Raw genomic sequence first — 16,962 nt, 5'->3', positions numbered from 1 at the left:
GATATGAGTAAGGTCTACAAATTTGACGCTACCATCCATCCTATTCCCGATAAGGGAGGGGCTTATCTTATTTTTCCCTACGATATACGTAAGGAGTTCGGTAAGGGGCGGGTCAAGGTGCATGCGACCTTTGATGGCCATCCTTATGACGGTTCCATTGTCAATATGGGAGTAAAGGATGAACAAGGGAATATCTGTTACATTATCGGTATTCAAAAAGCTATTCGAGCAAAGATTGGTAAGGATGTCGGGGATGAAGTCCGCGTTACGATAGAAGAAGTGCCAGCAGATAAAACCTAGCACTTGCAATTTGAACTGATTGTGATACAATAAGTTCATGCGATGAGCCGAGTAGTGATCCTATCACATTCGACGCTAGGGAGGTCATAAACGCAGGAGCGGACCTTGGATAGTTGTGTGAACCAGCTATTCTCACTGGGAACAGTGCCCTCGCCCACCTTTGGGTGGGCTTTTTTTATTTTTCGTAATGGACAAATCCCCTGTTATCGAAAGTTTTTCGGATAGCCGAAAACTTCTAGACAAGCACAGTCCTTTATAGTATAATGGATACATTATAAATTTTTAGAAAATTTTGAAGATAACACTTTAAAGGAGATTATCATGGGATATACTGTTGCTGTTGTCGGAGCTACCGGGGCCGTTGGAACACAGATGATTAAAATGTTGGAAGATTCAAGTCTTCCAATTGATAAGATTCGCTTTTTGGCATCCGCTCGCTCTGCTGGAAAAACCTTGCAGTTCAAAGGTCAAGATGTTGTCATTGAAGAAACAACGGAAACAGCCTTTGAAGGAGTGGATATTGCCCTCTTTTCTGCTGGTGGTTCTACCTCAGCTAAGTTCGCACCTTATGCTGTCAAAGCTGGAGCGGTTGTGGTTGATAACACTTCTTATTTCCGCCAACATCCAGATGTTCCTTTAGCAGTACCAGAGGTCAATGCCCATGCCTTGGATAAACACAATGGTATCATTGCCTGTCCAAACTGCTCGACCATCCAGATGATGGTGGCTCTTGAACCCATTCGTCAGAAGTGGGGCTTGGAGCGCATTATCGTATCCACCTATCAGGCTGTATCTGGAGCGGGTGTGGGGGCTATCTTGGAAACCCAGGCTCAACTCCGCTCTGTCTTGAACGATGGGGTCAATCCAAAGGATGTGGAAGCCAATATTCTGCCTTCAGGTGGGGACAAGAAGCATTATCCGATTGCCTTTAATGCCCTTCCGCAAATCGATGTCTTTACAGACAACGATTACACCTACGAAGAGATGAAGATGACCAAGGAAACTAAGAAAATCATGGAAGATGATTCTATCGCGGTTTCTGCGACCTGTGTCCGTATTCCAGTTTTGTCTGGTCACTCTGAGTCCGTTTATATCGAAACCAAGGAAGTTGCACCGATTGATGAAGTGAAGGCAGCTATTGCGGCCTTCCCAGGTGCCGTCTTGGAAGATGATGTGGCCAACCAAATTTACCCTCAGGCTATCAATGCTGTCGGCAGCCGCGATACCTTTGTGGGTCGTATCCGCAAGGACCTGGATAAGGAAAATGGGATTCACATGTGGGTTGTGTCAGACAATCTGCTCAAGGGTGCAGCCTGGAACTCTGTTCAGATTGCAGAAGTGCTCCACGAGCGTGGTTTGGTACGCCCAACAAGGGATTTGAAATTTGAATTGAAATAAACCAATCCCCATTTACAACTAAACTTAGGAGGAAATTATGTCTATCAAAGAATTAAAAAATGCACGTATTATCACGGCGTTGGTGACTCCCTTTAATCAAGATGGGACCATCAACTTCAAGGCACTTCCTAAGTTAATCGAGCATTTGCTTGAAACCCATACGGAGGGGCTTGTTTTAGCGGGTACGACTGGGGAAAGTCCGACTCTGACACACGAGGAAGAACTGGAACTGTTTGCAGAAGTGCAACGCATTGTCAAGGGACGAGTGCCGTTGATTGCCGGTATCGGTACCAATGATACGCGCGACTCGGTTCAATTTGCCAAGGAAGTAGCAGAATTTGGCGGTTTTGCGGCAGGTCTTGCAGTGACACCCTACTATAATAAACCAAGTCAAGAAGGGATGTATCAGCATTATAAGGCTATTGCAGAAGCAAGCAGTCTGCCTATCATGGTCTATAATGTGCCGGGGCGTACAGTAGCTGGTCTGACTGTTGAAACTATCCTGCGTCTGGCAGAATTGCCAAATATTATAGCGGTGAAGGATTGCACGGGAGTGGCGACCATTTCTCATTTGGTAGAAAAGGCCCCAAAAGACTTTCTTGTCTATACTGGAGAAGATGGCGAAGCCTTCCATGCCAAAGCTTTAGGCGCTCAGGGAGTAGTCAGCGTTGCTGCTCACACCAACGGAAACGACTTTTACAATATGTTTGAAGCCTTGGAAAAAGGGAAAGTGAAAGAGGCTGCTGCTATCCAACGCAATTTGCTGCCAAAGGTTGAAGCCCTCTTTTCTATCACCAGTCCAGCTCCGCTCAAGGCGGTTCTCAACCATCAAGGATTTGAAGTAGGTCCACTGCGCCTACCAATGATTGCTTGCACAGAAGAAGAAGCTCAAAAGGTCATTGCGGTGGTGACCAAAGATTAACAAAAAATGCCCAACCACTCTATCCGAATTTCTATTATAAGATACAGAGTTCGGATGAGTTTGCAATGGGCTTTTTTGTTGTTTAAAACTGGGAAAGAATTTCCGCTCATGATAGATGTGGGTTGCTCTGTAATAATGCGGTATATTTTTTTAATCGGTTGTAGATGTCGTTGTGTACCAACTGGTTACTTTCTAAATAGTGTTTATAATTATTAAATCGTACAGAGTACATGCTTAATAATTTGTCGGAACTGTAGCCATACAGTAGCAATTCAAAAGCTCGTTGTTCGAAACCATCTAAATCGTCTTGAATATGTTTTAACGATAAATTTTGGCCAGTAATACTGCTGGCTCTTTTTCGATAGCAATAGTTTGTATCACTGATATAGACTATTTTTTTAGCCTTGATATACAATAAATGAGAAACGACTTGATCTTCATTTACACGTCCTTTAGGGAAGGATACTTGGTAATCAAGTGAAAAGAGGCTTGTTTTAAACAGTTTCCCCCAGATAACAACATAGGTATCGTTTTTAGCATCAAACAGGCGATTGAAAATATCTGTTTGACTTAAAATTTCTCGTGTTTGTTCAAAAATATGAATGAGGTAGCTGCCGCTTTGTTCGTCAAATTGATAATAATCTGAAATGACGATATCAGCATCCTCTTGAGTGAGCTCGTGATACATCCTATTAACATACTCTGGTTCCACGAAGTCATCACTATCAATAAATGTGACATACTTTCCTTTTATATTAGCTAGAGCACTGTTGCGAGCATTTGATAAACCAGTATTTTCTGCGAGATTGATCAGTCGAATGCGACTATCTTCTTGAGCATAACGTTCACAGATGGAAAGACTGTCGTCTGTGGAACCGTCATTGACTAAAAGGATGTCGAGATTGGTATAGGTTTGCTGAATAATACTGTCCAGACATTGCTCTAGATAGGCTTGAACATTGTATACAGGTACAATAACAGAAATTAAATCAGACATTAGGTTTCTTCCTTGGTGGTGTTTAGTAGCGTATTGATAGCCTCAACCATTGCTTGGGGGTGGTGAGGGTCGATGAGTTGAACCGCTTTTTCAGGTGCATGACTGGTATTCTCAAAGGCTAAAATAGGGATGTTCTTGTTCTGGCAACGGTTGAGAATATCCTTTACTTCCCACCAGTGGTTAATATCAAGATAGAGATTGGTTCGATTTAAAATCTCATCTTCTAGCTCAAGGTCGTTGATGTTGCTGTAAATATTGAGGTTTTTAAATCGTCTGAAACTGTTGAGCTGGGGTGAGATATGAGTGCCAGCTAGAATATTAAAGGCTACATCAGGTAAGTGACTGGCCAAGTAGTCAAGGTGTTCTAAATTATCGGATGCAGTGAAGGTTGTCACCTGCTTTTCGTATTGTTGTCTTGGTTTAATCGTTACATTTCCTGAGGAGGTGACGATACTGTTTGAAGGAATGTCTTTGTAGATAGTAGTCCCTGCACCGATGATTACATTGTCCCCGATGGTCACTCCTTTTAAGATGGTGCTATTTGCACCAATCCAGCATTTTTGACCAATGGTGATAGGAGCAGTGCTAAATGATAAAGCTTCAACATGATAGTTGGAATAATGATGGTTGTTATCAAACAATTTTACACCGTCACCGAAAAGACAGTAGTCCCCAATGCTGATGCTTTCTTTGCAGCGGATACTGCAACCAGCGTTAAAAAAGACGTTTTTGCCGATAGTTAGCTTGGCGTAATCATTGACTTCGAGACTGCAAAAATTCTTCAGAATGACTCCTTGGTCAATATCGAGCTGAGCATGCGGGTCTATTTCTAGGTTGTAGTATTCTCCTTGGAATAAAAATGGAAGGTGAGATTCCATATCAATCTCCTTTTTTATTAGGGAAGTAGAACGGTGTGAACAGCGTCAATCAAGAGTTTTTTACTAAAATAACCTTTGGTAATCAATTCTCTAAAGTTCCATAGAGAATGGATTAGTTCTTGGTAGTCTGCTTGACTGCACTGCTTGACTATTTCTTGGGCTTCTTCAAGACTATCTACGAGGAAACCAAGTTTGTAGGTTTCCACTAAGTCAGCATTTGAGAGGCTTCTTGGAACAATAACAGGCAGACCAGCAGCGATGTAGGTACTGAGTTTATAGGAAACGTTGAGATTATAATACTCTGCATCTTCTCCTTGAGCCCAAACAAGGCCAAATCCGCCGGCTTGATTCAAACTCTTGAGCAACTCATCTCCAAACTTCCACCCTTGATAGTGGACGGTGTTTTCTCCTTGAGCTTGAAAATCCGGTCCAAATAGGTTTAACGGTGTTTCAAAGTTCCAATCGTAAACGAAGGGGAACCGTTGGGGATTGCCTGCAAAATTAACTACCTGTTGATAGGTTGGTTGTTCAATCCAGAAGGAGGTCCGATGATCCCAAAAATGCTGAATGAGGGTTTTCTTGACTGTCAGACCTTGTTGGTAAAGATAGTCAAGCATCTGTTGAGATGGGGCGATGATGAGGTCGGCAAGGTTGTAGGTTGCAATAGTTTTTTCCAGAAGATAGAAGTTGCTGCTAAACATGAGAGGAGCAACATCGTGGATAAAGATGACAATCTTGATGCCTGCATAGATTTTCAATCGACGGATGTATTCGTAGTCAAAGTGGGTGCCGTTCCAGCTTGGGGACTGAAAAATAATGATATCGCCGTTACCAACAGCTGCATTCATACCATCAAAGCGGATGGCGAGGTTTTCCAAACTTTCTCCCTCCGCATTAAAGCTATAAATGCCGATTTCTTTCATGTCCAATTGCTTGCCTATATCAGCAACCATATTTTGCGCCATAAGGGCGACACTGAGTGGCGATTGTCCGTATAGATTGGTAATATGTACCTTCATAGGTTAATTCCTTATTCCTTCAATAAAGTCAAGTTTTTTCAGATGTTGATCAATGGTCTGATTGAGCGGATGCTTGCTTCTTTTAGCTTGTTGAGAAAGTCTTTCCAACTCAGAGCGGTAGAAGCGATTGTTGCTAGGAGCTATTTGTTTTTCAAGGGCTAGGTAGGTTTGTAACTGCTGGAAATATTGAACCAACTCTTCCGAATCATAGGCTTGTTCGGAATTTGTCTGACTTGAAATATAGAGGCAGTCCTTACTTACAGCCAGCTTTTGTGATAAAAGCAAAAGACCTCGGATAGCTAATTTATCTGGCAATTGAGCAATCGCGCTTTCATGCGTTTCATAGTGTCGGCGAGATAGCAAGATACCCGCTGAAGACTGGTAGTAAGGCAGATTGATTAGGTTTGAATCTGCAAGTGCCTGAAGATAGTTCAGACCGGTAGGCTGATTGTCAGATAATGAAACCTCTGGATAAAAGCGAAAAATTTGGTCTTCCCAGTTGAAAAAACTAGCCAAACAAAGGCTGGTAGTAGCTTGTTCTTCCATCAGCAGTCGGTAGAGTGTGGCCAGATAATCTTTGTCTACCCAATCGTTGGCAACAATCGTGGTTAGATAATCGCCCATGGCCAGTTTGAAACCAAGTTCCAAAGTCCTAGAGCTATCTTTTGGATCAAAACGATAGATTCGCAAGGCTGGTAGGTGAGGGCGATGAGCTGCTAATATCTCTTGGTAAGAGTCTGATGTACCAAAATCAAGCAATATGCAGTCAATGTTTTTATAGGTTTGTTCTGCAATTGAAGATAGAGTTTTTTTCAGTTCCTGCGTATTTCCTGTCAAAGGAATAATGACGGAAATCAAAGGTTCAATCGTAGAGCGGTACGTTTGATAGTGCGCAAGATAGTCATTGACAGCTTGGCGGTTGTATTCTGCTACATCAAGCGAAGTATCCCAAGGTTTTTCAAGGCTGAAATGGATGATGACCAGCTCGTCATCGGAGCGCAGGTTGGCCTGGCGTTCCATATAGCCGTAATTGTAAATAATATCAATGGGTTTAATCTGACCTTCCAGAGCTACGTTGATAATATCCTGATCTTGAAGGAGAATTTTATCCTTGATTTCTTGTCCGCAGGCCAACAAGCGTTTTTCAATCCCATCGTTCCGCATTTTTTTGAGATCCATCAAAAGCACGCCAGAATTGAAATAGAGTTCTGGCTGACGCATGCCAATACTTTTGCGATAGTCAAAACCACCCTCCGAAGGGGGTTCACTGACAGCTGCCATATAGTTGCCTTCTAGGTCAGTGTTCCAGAGAGTAGTCAGGTCTTTTTTTACCAAAAGGTCACTATCCAGATACAAAATCTTATCGACTTCGGGCAGTAGACTAGGAAAGGCCATTCTAAAATAAACTTCAGGACGCGTGATATGACTACGATTTAAGGGAAGGTTGTCAAACTGGCTGGCATCGACTACTCGAACCTTTATGGTCAATTGCTCATAATCTTTTTCCAGTCGTTTTAGTTTGAAAAGGCTGTAAGGAGAAATAGCGGTTGTCAGCAGATAGACGGTAATTGCCTCTTCCTTGTTGTGCTTTAAGATGGAAAGGAGGGTTGTTCCCATATAGTCAATGTAATTATCACTGACTGTAAATGCGATATTCATAAATCAAGTCCTTTGATGATTAGTTTATGGTTTATCAGAAGCAAGGAGCTTCAGACTGGTCAGCCGATTGAGGTCGGCTTCTAGCTGGGTGACTAACTCTCTTTCATGAAGCTGCCAAGCAGTTTCTAACAATATTTGCAGCTGTTCTTGGTAGTAGTTGAGAACATGTTGAAGAGGAATTTTACAGACTGCAAAGCTGGTTAGGATAGAGAGGAGTTCTTGTCGGCGAAGTGAGATAGTTTCTGCATGGAGAGCTTGTTTTTCCTCCACCCGTTTTAACCGTTTGACATAGGTGCGTTCTCCGTTAAAGGCAAGGGTCTTAGATGCCAGATAGAGCATGAGAGACCAAAGATCTTCTGACTGATAGTCATTGATAAGATGCGCTTGTGAGAAAAGCTGTCTGCGGTAAATTTTTCCAGTCAAACTGAGATGACGATAGGACTCATACCATTTGAGGCCGAAGAGATTTTCTAAAAGGTAGGTGCTGGTTCTGCTGCCTTGGTGAATCTCTGGCTCAAAAAAGCTATAAATACCATCTTCCTCGTTGAAGAGAGTGAAGGCCCCAAGGCAAATATCTGCCTCCTCATGATAGAGGTGACGATAGAGTCCAGAAACATAATCCGCATCTAACCAATCTTCAGCATCAACAAAAATTAGATAGGGGCTGTATGTAGTGGCAATTCCCTGCTTATAGTAATCCAGTCTGGTTGCCGTAGGCTTCATTTCTCGCAAGCGAAAGCGATGATCCTGATCAAGGTATTGGCGAGCTAGGGCAAGTAAGTCTGCTTCTTTTTCGGAAACAAGGACTACTATATCCAGACGCTGATAGGCCTGTTGCTGGATACTAGTCAGGCACTGACGAAGAGCCTCCGGCCGAACCTGATGGGCATTGACTAGGAGTGTGATAGGCTGTTCAGTCAGTTGTTGGTAATCCTGATAGTAATTACGGTAGAGCTGAAAGGCCGGCCGGTTGTAGTGCAGGCTGTTTTGATCCTTTCTCCAAGGCTTGTGCCAGTTAAAATGGATGATGGCAGCTTCTTCCAGAGGCGGCTGGCTGACTTCTCTGAGGTAGGAGGTCACATTGTATTTCTGGGCCAGAGGGCGGATTTTGCCTTTCAGCGCAATATTGATGATGTCCTGATCCTGATAGTCAATGCTGTCTTTCAGCTGTTCAGCCTTTTCAAACAAGAGTTCTGTAATCTGGTCCTTACGCATTTTTGCCAAATCAAGGAGCAGGACCCCAGCATTAACATAGATGTCGTCTGTTTCAAAGCCGATTTTCTGGCGGTAATCTGGATTGCGGTGGAGCATATCCAGTTCGTTGACACCGGCCAGGTAAGAATCGTTTAGGTCAAACTGCCAGAGCTCAGTTAGATCACCCTTGACCAGGATGTCACAGTCGAGATAGAGGATGCGGGGCAGTTGGGGCAGGAGATTGGGAAGGAGGATACGAAAATAGGTTTCTAAGGAGATGTTTTCTTTGAGCGGCAGGCCCTCAAAAAGGCCAGCATTCACCTCAATAACATCAATGGAAACCAGTTCGCTTTCCAAAAGGCTGAGCTTAAAGCGGCTATGGCTGGAAAATCCCCTTGTCAGTATATGAAAGTGCAGTTCTTGCTGGGGGTGGTGCTGGATGATGGAATATATGGCCGTTCCCATGTAATCGACATAGGAATCGGTTGCACTGAAAGCGATATGCATGGGTGTACTTCCTTACTAGTTAGGATAGGTCGGATAAATCCTTCCGAGTTCTTCCAGTTTTCTGTCTAATTCTCGACTGAAAACCGAATCATGACGGAGGAAAACTTGCTGCCTGATGGCTTTCAGGCGTTCAAACAGATAGTCGCTGTAATCTGTGGTCATCAGATTGGCTTTTACCAGACAGTCGTGCAGGTAAAGCAGCGTGCTGACTTCTTGTCGGAGGTCAGAAATGGTATCCGGCTGCTCCATTATCCTGCGGATGTAGAGCTTGTGCGGCGCTACAACAATTTTTTGAGCCTGGAGATAGAGGTGGATGGCTAAAATCTGCGAGCTGACGGCTTCTTGCAGGAAGGCGGCGCTTAGAAGCTGCCGGCTGTAGAGTTTGCCTCGCAAATCCCTTTGCCGCTCTGTTTCAAACCAGCGCATCTGGTACATGGCTGCCAGCATATCTGGTCCGTTTAAGAGTTGACTTTCTGCAAACTCTTCTTCAAAGAAGCGGTAGACGGCTTCCTTTTGATCGTAGACCGTAAAGGAAGTCAGGCTGATGTCAGCGTCTGTTTGCTGGCTGCTGGCCAGCAGTTTTGCGACATAGTGACTGTCCAGCCAGTCGCTGTCTTTGACGAAGCTGACATAGTCACCTTTTGCAAGCGCCAGACTTTTGCTGGCAAGTTCATCCGGCTGGCAGTTTAAATTGTGAAGGCTGAATCGCTGATCTGTCAGGTAGGTTTCAAGGAGGGCTTGCTTATCAGCCTGCTTTTGATGTTGAACCAAAAGGACATCCAGCCTGCGGTAAGATTGTTCTGCAATGCTTTCCAGACAGGTTTTCAGCTGCTGGCTGTCGGCTGTCATCAGCACAATCAGGCTGACCAGGGGCTTCTGAGTCATTTCCGCAAATTTCTGCTGGTAACTGTGGTAGAGCTGGGCAGATGGTTTCAGATAGTCAGGTATTTTTGACAGGGCATGCCAGGGTTTGATGTCACCGTTGAAATGTTCAATAAGGATCTGATGGTCTGCCAGTTCCCGATTCATCTTGCGGACATCGGTGTAGTTGTAGGCTGCCTCCAATTGTTTGAAGCGGTTTTTAAAGTAGAGGTTGAGAATGTCCTGGTCTGGAAATTTATAATCGGCAGCTTTTTCAAGGCCTGCTTGAATGAGAGCCTGACTGGCCCCTTCCTGGCGCAAGGCCTCTAAATCCATCAGAAGGACGCCTGAGCTGAAATAGGGGTCCTGAGCGGAAAAGCCCAGACTGTCTAAGTACCACTGATAATACTGGTAGATGTCGCTCTCAACAACGGCGCCGATCGGATAGCCCTGCAAATCCTGCTGGAAGAAGGCCAGCAAATTTCCCCTGACCAAAATATCAACATCCAGATAGAGGATTCTGTTGATATGCGGCAGGAGCTGGGGCAGGAGGAAACGGGAGAAGGATTCCAGAGGGAATTGTTCCGTACGGATGGGAATGGCCGAGAAAGCCTGGTCTTCTATGAGGTGGAAATGCAGTTCCAGATTAGCCGCCGTTTCCTCTAGGTGTTTCAGATCTTGGATGATTACCTCATCTAGTTGCTTATAAAGAATATGTATGCGGAGGAACTGCTCAGAATGGTGGTTTAAAAGCGAGAGAATGGTAGCCCCGAGATACTGGGCGTAGCGGTTGTTGACTGAAAAAGCCAGATCAATGACGGTGTCAGACTGCGGCAGCGGCTCAGCTGTGATGTCCAGAACAATCTGGCTGCGGTAATCAGCATCCTCTGTGAAAGTGATATTTTCATCAAAGTTATGCTCTGCCGTATGCTTATGGCTGAGCTTAACCTTATGGTCGGCCCCCATCTGGAACCATTCGTATTCGGAATCGATATGGCCGATGTCGACAGCCTCATAGCCTAAGCCGGAGAGCTGATAGGCCAGAACCTTGGCTGTCGGTCCAAGCATCAGCAGAACCAGGCGGTTTTTGCCCTGATTCTGAACAGCTTTCAATATATCCTCATAACGGGAAAACGCATTCTTTGATGGGCAAATGATACGCTGTATCGATTTAGCCTCCTGAAAAAGGTCATTTCCGACCCCGGAACGAGAGGTTTGCCCTTCCACGATAAGAATGTCTCTTCCAGCCCAAATCGACTTTAATTTGCTAAAGTAGGCTGCTGATACGGACTTATCCTGTAAATCCATATAGGGTCTGGAAATAAAGGTGCTGCCGTACCAAGGTGCGCAGCAAAGGCGCGCATAAGCTGTGCCAAATGCTGCCAAGTGTCCTTTCCAGAAGTTTTGGCAGGTAGGGGTATAGCGCTCCGTCCGCTCAAAAACATCAGACAAACAGATAAGTAGTTTGTCTGAGCTTTGTTTGCCAATGATGGTTTCAAGAAACTGGGCAAGCTTGGGGTCGTAGTCCTGGTAAGGAATGCTGCGGCCCATGATAATGTCCATTTCCCCATCTCCAAAACGAGCGACGGAGCAACGGTTTCTCAAGATAAAATCAAGGCTTTGATCAATATCCTTGACGGTAATGACTGGTTGCATGGTAGGTATATTTTCCTTCTCTGTCAATTATAGTGGTTGACTATCAAGAACAGCAAGCCGTTCCAGAATATGTGTATAGAGCGAGGTAGCTAACGATTGACTGGTTTCAAGCTGCTCTTTTACATGATGGAGGGTCTGAATGTAGTCGGCTTGAAGATAACTAGCATCTATTTGCAGGAGATGAAAGTCAAGCAATTTTTGTTCATAACTGGCTATGAGGTCCTCCCAGTGTTTCAGGGATGGAGTTGAGCGCATGACAGCATCTTCGTGAATTCGATAAAGATAGAGTGTTTCATTAAGAAGAACTGTTTTGCGACTGGCCAGTATGGCGCGATAGATGGTAAATTCATCCTCATGCAGTCTGCCTTTTGGGAAACGAATAGGATGCTGTGGCTGGTTGAAAAGGGCTGTCTTATAAAGTTTTGCCCAAGCGGTAGATAGTCCAAAAACATGGTGATGATGGACGCGTTCAAGCCAGCTTTCAGGTGTCAGGATTTCATGTGTTTGACTCTCTGCAAGATGATAATCAAAGAAAAGCCATTGTCCATCAGCCTCCCGGTAGCTCACGCATTTGGCTATGGTGATGTCAGCTTCTGTCGCAATCATGGTCTGGTAGAGATGAGAAACATGATCTTTATCCAGACGGTCATCTGCATCTAAAAAGATGACATAGGGACTGCTGATGGCATCGAGACCAACATTTCGAGCATCTGCTAGGCCAGCATTTTCTTTATGAATGACCTTGATACGCGGATCTTTTTTGGCATACTCATCACAAATATTCCCCGATTTATCGGTGGATCCGTCATTGATGAGAAGAATATCAAGTTTGGTGTAGGTTTGTCCAACTAGACTGTCTAAACAGTCAACAAGATAGTCTTCAACATTATAAACAGGAACAATTAGACTGATGGTTTCCAGATTTAAAAGTTGATGATAACGAATCAAACTAATTAAGTAGTCTGGATAGGCAGAAAGAAGATGCCAAGGTTTTTCCGAACCAGTAAAATGTTCGATGATATGCTCTTCAAGTAGTTGCGGAAAGTAGGCATTGTAGGCAGCAGACAGGGGCAGGAAGGAATTCTTCAGTAAGACATTGATGATGTCCTGATCGCCGTAGCGGAAATGGTCTTGCATCTCATTGGCTAAATCAAGAAATTGTTTCGTGAAGTTCATTTTTCGCAATGCCACAAGGTTCAGCAGAAGTACGCCAGTGTTGACATAAGAATCTTCTTGCAAGCCGAGGTCTTGGATATAATCTGCTTGAAACTGGCTCATCCAGCTGTCAGGAACAGCAGCCATGGGCCTATCTTTTAGGTCGATTTCCCAAAGTGGAGCAATGTCACCTTTAATCAAAAGGTCACAATCTAGATAGATAATTTTTTCAATCTGTTCTGAAATCAATTCTGGAATGAAGGCTCGGTAATAGGTCTGAGAGCTGATGTAATCTATGGTTTGGAAATGACTGACCAAGCTATTGTCGATACCGATGAAGCTAATAGAAAGCCGAGGAAAGATAGCTGTCAATTGCTGGCAGGTAAAGAGACTTGAATCTTCCCTTGAGTCGTGCAGTATATGAGCGTGCACATTGTAAGAAGGGTCGCAATGTTCCATAAGAGAAAAAAGAACAACTCCGAGATAGTCACTATAACTAGCGGTGGCGGATAAAGCGAGCTGAATGGTCTTTTGAATAGGTTTAATCATGGTTTGATAGTTCAATTTTTTGTAAAATACGCTTATACTCAGGTAAATGCTGGCAATGATGTTCTTCAAATTTCTGCTTGGTTTGATAAAGTAAGGCGGTCAACTTATGTTTAACCAAGTCGGTATCTCTCCCAGCTAAGACAAAATCTAGGAGCCGTTCTTCAAGTGCTTCGATTAAATTCATATCCTTTCTAGGGCTATAATCCCCTGTCATGATGCTTTTGCCATGCCTGCGATACATATAATAATCGATGTTGACAAGGACAATTCTATTCGCCTTCAGTAATAGCTTGTGAATAGTGTACTCGTCTTCATAGACTTTACCTACTGGAAAACGAACGGTATCAAACAATTCTTTCTTGAAGACTTTGCCGCAGGCGATGACGAAGGGAGCGGTGTTGAGCCCTTGCCAGTCTATCTGTCTATTCAGTGCTTCTTGGGAGTCTAGGATTTCTATGGTTCCCCAGCTATCTTTTGGAATGTAGTAGTAGAAGGATTGGTCAATCTCGCTCCACTGGAAGAAGTGGCCGATAACCATATCAGCTTTTTGAGCTTCTAAATGATAGAGGCAATCTTTTAAGAAATCCTCATGAATGCCGTCATCAGAATCTACAAAGGTTAGTAAATCGCCAGTCATTCTATCCAGACCGACATTTCTCGCAGCAGAGAGTCCTTCGTTCTCCTTGTGTATCACCTGAATGCGCGAATCTTTTTCAGCGTACTCATCACAAATGCTGCCAGAACTGTCAGTGGAGCCATCGTTGATAAGAAGAATTTCTAAATTGGTATAGGTCTGATTTAGGATGCTGTTAAGGCACTCTCTTAGGTAGTCTTCCACGTTGTAAACTGGCACAATCACACTGATTTTCATGCTTTTTATTTCTCACATTCCAAAGTAAAATCACCCTAAATTATACCATAAATAGGTCAGTTATCCTATTTTTTTTGAAAAATGCAGAGCTAACCAGTTTGAATGAAAGCTATCTTAGAAAACATTCAGTTTTACTTGCAAAAAGCCGGTTCATAGCCTATACTGGAGTAGTTAGAAACTAATTGCAGCGAGTATTTTCTAAGAATGAGGATAAGATGAAAAAAATACTTTACGCCCACCCCATTATCCAGCGTGTCATGGCTAGTGTTTTCATTGTGGCCATCTTTATATTGGGGAGGTATATCCCACTTCCGTTTTTGAAATTGGAAAGTTACCTAACCCCTCACCAGTCTAATCTGTCTTGGGCAGCTCATTTGACAGGAGGAGATTTATCGCAGATAGGTCTTTTCTCCCTAGGCTTGTCGCCGTGGATGTATGCCAGTATTTTAATGACCCTGTTTTCCATTGGTCAAAAAGGAAAAACTATTTCTCCACAGTCAGCTGAATATCGAAAAAACGGTCTGATGCTGATCATTGCAGCGATTCAAGGTTTGGGAGTAGCTATTTCGCTTGATTACGGAACGACAGACAAAACCCAACAGCTACCCCTGATAGGGATGGTTGCTGTGATTCTGGTTGCCGGAGCCTTTGTTATTGCTTGGCTGATTGGGCTGAATACCGCCTATGGATTCGCTGGGCCCTCTCTTTTGGTATTGGTCAGCATTCTTGTTGGTCAGTTTCGTGTCTTGCCACTCATGGCGGATTTAGCAGCGGATGGCTATCTTTTTTACCTGCTTGGAATTGGACTTTGGTGTCTGATGTCTATCTACATCACAGTGGTTTTGGAGAAGGCCGAATACCGCATTGCTGTCCAGCGTATTTCTATAAAAAACAGTTTGGCAAAAGAAGCCTACATGCCTGTAAAATTGAACCTTGCAGGCGGTATGCCTTTCATGTATGCTATGACTCTTCTGACCTTTCCAAACTACCTATTGGCCTTGCTGGCCTACCTGCTTCCAAATCACTCCGAATCCATTCTTTCTTTTGGACGCTTTTTTTCCTTCTTGACACTTGAAGGACTGTTGGTTTATATGGTAATTTTACTGGTATTGACACTGAGTTTTGCCTTTATGAACCTCAATCCGACAGATAAGGCGAGAGAGTTAAGAAAAACAGGGGACTATATTCCAGGTATACGTCCCGGTCGGCCTACGAGGGATTATCTGACCAGAATTGTATGGAGTTTAGGTGTTCTCAACGGGCTCTTTCTGATTGTGATGGGGGGGCTACCGCTCTTCTTGATCTTGTTTCTGCCCGTCTTACAGCCGGTTGTTGGATTTCCAGGTGTGGTCTTGATGACGGTTGGAATCGTACTATCCATTATTTTAGAAGTGGAAATGATGCGTTTGAAAAAGCGCTATACGGGCCTTTTTCAATAGATAGGGGAAAGCATGTTTTATTTTATCCCAGCTTGGTATCCAGAAGGTAGAACTTGGTACGACGATACCTATATTTGGTACAGACGACCGATAGGTTCTAGGTTCGATGATAGTATTAACCAGCTTAGAATGTTTCATACGGTAGGTGAAGCTTGTCAGCTATTGGTCTTAAACTACCGTCCAAATTTGCGCTATTATTGCCATCGCTATGATTTGCTGGAAGTAGATACTTGGTCTGTTTTTGATGACATTCAAGGCATTGGTCAGATTCCGGTTCGGATTTTGGATTATATGGATTTGGATTGGCCAGTGGGAGCTGAGTTTATCAATAGCCCATTCTTGGTTATGGTTCGATTGCAGGGGCAACCCTATGCTCAGATTGAATTTGGCGAAGAAGGTCAGATGGTCTGGGTAGATCTATTTGAAGAGGGGCTGATTAGCAAAAAATTGGTCTTCGATGACCGGGGGTTTTTGTCTAGTATTCTTTACTACGAAGGAGGAGCAGAACATCATCAAGACTATCTGGGTCTTGATGGTATCTGGCGTATTCGTGAGTATCTGCTACCAGATGACAATCATGTAGAAGTTAATCCTCTTTTTCAAGATGCGATGTGGCAGTCCAGTTATGGCAGGATAGAAGACTTGATTCAGGAAAGACTGACGGTTTATTTTTCTCACACAGAGCGTCAAGAAGGAGTTATCGTTTTGGCCTCTGACCCGCGTCACAATCATCTGGTTCGGTCTGTCAAAAAGAATCGAAAACTGGTTTTGTCTTTCTTTGGGGAGCGCCATCCCATACAAGAGGGGACAAACTTCCAAGAAGAATTGGCCGACTGTCGGTTGGTTGTCACCGATACATTCAAAAAGGCAGAAGCCCTGCAGGAGGTAAGCAAGATTCCTGTGCAGCACCAATCTCTGTTTGATACCCGACTTGCTTTAGGAAAAAGTCAACGGCTCAAAGAATTGATCTTGTATGTCTTGATTGATGGACTGTCATGGAGTCAGCTGAAGGGGGTACTCGATTGCCTATTTGAGTCTATGGCAGAGAATCAGCATATTTACCTTTCTCTGGTATCTTACAGTCCTGACTTTTCCTTCCAACAGGAAATGGAAAAAAAACTTACAGAGCTACTGGAGCATCGGCCAGAATCCTATTTGTTTTTGCAGGATCAAACAGAAACTCGGATGTTTGAATTCGGTGATGAGTCAGAAAAAACCAGTCGGATTGCCCTTCATTTCCTTCACTCAGAAATGGAGATTATCACCCATTTGGACTCAGCAAGGTTGATTATTGATTTGGCAGATGAGCCGAATCTCTATACACAGATTGCAGGAATCAGTGCTGGTATCCCTCAAGTGAACCGAGTGGAAACAGAGTTTGTCGAACACATGAAAAATGGGTACATCCTCGATGTTCCAGAGCGGATAGGAGAGGCAATTGACTTTTATTTAACAGGTTTGACCAATTGGAACAAGTCTTTGATATATTCTGTTCAAAAAATTGCGGATTATACAAAGGGTGTTCTAGTCGAAAAAATGAAAGAAAAGATTGAATGA

The 16,962-nt window shown here is 43.7% G+C and carries 13 protein-coding genes; 5 read left to right on the top strand and 8 right to left on the bottom strand.

The window, feature by feature from the left end; all coding sequences use genetic code 11:
* Positions 1-3: 3 nt before the first annotated feature.
* The 3 genes from INT76_RS01945 to dapA all read left to right on the top strand — a co-directional run bounded on the left by INT76_RS01945 (position 4) and on the right by dapA (position 2,620).
* Positions 4-300 (top strand): DUF1905 domain-containing protein, encoded by a 297-nt coding sequence (locus INT76_RS01945; RefSeq protein ID WP_212571616.1) that lies wholly within the window; start codon positions 4-6, stop codon positions 298-300.
* Positions 301-621: 321 nt separating this feature from the next.
* Entirely contained in the window at positions 622-1,698 is a 1,077-nt protein-coding gene (locus INT76_RS01940; RefSeq protein ID WP_212571614.1) for an aspartate-semialdehyde dehydrogenase, read from the top strand.
* A 37-nt stretch (positions 1,699-1,735) separates the two neighbouring features.
* Complete coding sequence (gene dapA / locus INT76_RS01935; RefSeq protein ID WP_212571606.1) at positions 1,736-2,620, top strand: 4-hydroxy-tetrahydrodipicolinate synthase; 885 nt, start codon at positions 1,736-1,738, stop codon at positions 2,618-2,620.
* A 106-nt stretch (positions 2,621-2,726) separates the two neighbouring features.
* On the opposite strand, the gene INT76_RS01930 is transcribed toward dapA, so the two are convergent.
* The 8 genes from INT76_RS01930 to INT76_RS01895 are packed head-to-tail and all read right to left on the bottom strand — an operon-like array spanning position 2,727 to position 13,966.
* A complete protein-coding gene (locus tag INT76_RS01930; RefSeq protein ID WP_212571595.1) occupies positions 2,727-3,617 on the bottom strand; it encodes a glycosyltransferase family 2 protein in 891 nt (296 codons plus the stop codon).
* A complete protein-coding gene (locus tag INT76_RS01925; protein ID WP_212571593.1) occupies positions 3,617-4,495 on the bottom strand; it encodes an acyltransferase in 879 nt (292 codons plus the stop codon). The genes INT76_RS01930 and INT76_RS01925 overlap by 1 nt, the downstream gene beginning before the upstream one ends.
* Positions 4,496-4,512: 17 nt before the next feature.
* On the bottom strand, positions 4,513-5,514 hold the full coding sequence (locus INT76_RS01920) for a sugar transferase (RefSeq protein ID WP_212571591.1): 1,002 nt from the start codon (positions 5,512-5,514) through the stop codon (positions 4,513-4,515).
* Between the two features lie 3 nt (positions 5,515-5,517).
* Positions 5,518-7,173, bottom strand: coding sequence for a glycosyltransferase family 8 protein (locus INT76_RS01915; protein WP_212571589.1), 1,656 nt, complete (start codon positions 7,171-7,173; stop codon positions 5,518-5,520).
* Between the two features lie 24 nt (positions 7,174-7,197).
* A complete protein-coding gene (locus INT76_RS01910; protein WP_212571587.1) occupies positions 7,198-8,874 on the bottom strand; it encodes a glycosyltransferase in 1,677 nt (558 codons plus the stop codon).
* Between the two features lie 15 nt (positions 8,875-8,889).
* A complete protein-coding gene (locus INT76_RS01905) occupies positions 8,890-11,391 on the bottom strand; it encodes an SP_1767 family glycosyltransferase (RefSeq protein WP_212571585.1) in 2,502 nt (833 codons plus the stop codon).
* Between the two features lie 27 nt (positions 11,392-11,418).
* Positions 11,419-13,095, bottom strand: a complete 1,677-nt coding sequence (locus tag INT76_RS01900; RefSeq protein ID WP_212571583.1) for a glycosyltransferase — start codon at positions 13,093-13,095, stop codon at positions 11,419-11,421.
* Positions 13,088-13,966 carry a glycosyltransferase family 2 protein gene (locus INT76_RS01895; RefSeq protein ID WP_212571581.1) on the bottom strand — a complete coding sequence of 293 codons (879 nt, stop codon included), beginning with the start codon at positions 13,964-13,966 and terminating at the stop codon, positions 13,088-13,090. The genes INT76_RS01900 and INT76_RS01895 overlap by 8 nt, the downstream gene beginning before the upstream one ends.
* A gap of 215 nt (positions 13,967-14,181) precedes the next feature.
* Between INT76_RS01895 and secY2 the strand changes: the two genes are divergently transcribed.
* Complete coding sequence (gene secY2, locus INT76_RS01890) at positions 14,182-15,405, top strand: accessory Sec system protein translocase subunit SecY2 (protein ID WP_212571579.1); 1,224 nt, start codon at positions 14,182-14,184, stop codon at positions 15,403-15,405.
* A gap of 12 nt (positions 15,406-15,417) precedes the next feature.
* A complete protein-coding gene (gene asp1 / locus INT76_RS01885; RefSeq protein ID WP_212571577.1) occupies positions 15,418-16,962 on the top strand; it encodes an accessory Sec system protein Asp1 in 1,545 nt (514 codons plus the stop codon).

It is taken from the genome of Streptococcus oriscaviae (genome assembly GCF_018137985.1).
Classification (GTDB): Bacteria; Bacillota; Bacilli; order Lactobacillales; family Streptococcaceae; genus Streptococcus; species Streptococcus oriscaviae.
This window is presented reverse-complemented; position numbering and strand designations above follow the sequence as displayed.

Bases quoted from the DNA above. Each gene is read 5' to 3' on its own strand.
- INT76_RS01945 (WP_212571616.1), top strand. From the start codon at position 4: ATGAGTAAGGTCTACAAATTTGACGCTACCATCCATCCTATTCCCGAT.
- INT76_RS01940 (WP_212571614.1), top strand. From the start codon at position 622: ATGGGATATACTGTTGCTGTTGTCGGAGCTACCGGGGCCGTTGGAACA.
- dapA (WP_212571606.1), top strand. From the start codon at position 1,736: ATGTCTATCAAAGAATTAAAAAATGCACGTATTATCACGGCGTTGGTG.
- INT76_RS01930 (WP_212571595.1), bottom strand. From the start codon at position 3,617: ATGTCTGATTTAATTTCTGTTATTGTACCTGTATACAATGTTCAAGCC.
- INT76_RS01925 (WP_212571593.1), bottom strand. From the start codon at position 4,495: ATGGAATCTCACCTTCCATTTTTATTCCAAGGAGAATACTACAACCTA.
- INT76_RS01920 (WP_212571591.1), bottom strand. From the start codon at position 5,514: ATGAAGGTACATATTACCAATCTATACGGACAATCGCCACTCAGTGTC.
- INT76_RS01915 (WP_212571589.1), bottom strand. From the start codon at position 7,173: ATGAATATCGCATTTACAGTCAGTGATAATTACATTGACTATATGGGA.
- INT76_RS01910 (WP_212571587.1), bottom strand. From the start codon at position 8,874: ATGCATATCGCTTTCAGTGCAACCGATTCCTATGTCGATTACATGGGA.
- INT76_RS01905 (WP_212571585.1), bottom strand. From the start codon at position 11,391: ATGCAACCAGTCATTACCGTCAAGGATATTGATCAAAGCCTTGATTTT.
- INT76_RS01900 (WP_212571583.1), bottom strand. From the start codon at position 13,095: ATGATTAAACCTATTCAAAAGACCATTCAGCTCGCTTTATCCGCCACC.
- INT76_RS01895 (WP_212571581.1), bottom strand. From the start codon at position 13,966: ATGAAAATCAGTGTGATTGTGCCAGTTTACAACGTGGAAGACTACCTA.
- secY2 (WP_212571579.1), top strand. From the start codon at position 14,182: ATGAAAAAAATACTTTACGCCCACCCCATTATCCAGCGTGTCATGGCT.
- asp1 (WP_212571577.1), top strand. From the start codon at position 15,418: ATGTTTTATTTTATCCCAGCTTGGTATCCAGAAGGTAGAACTTGGTAC.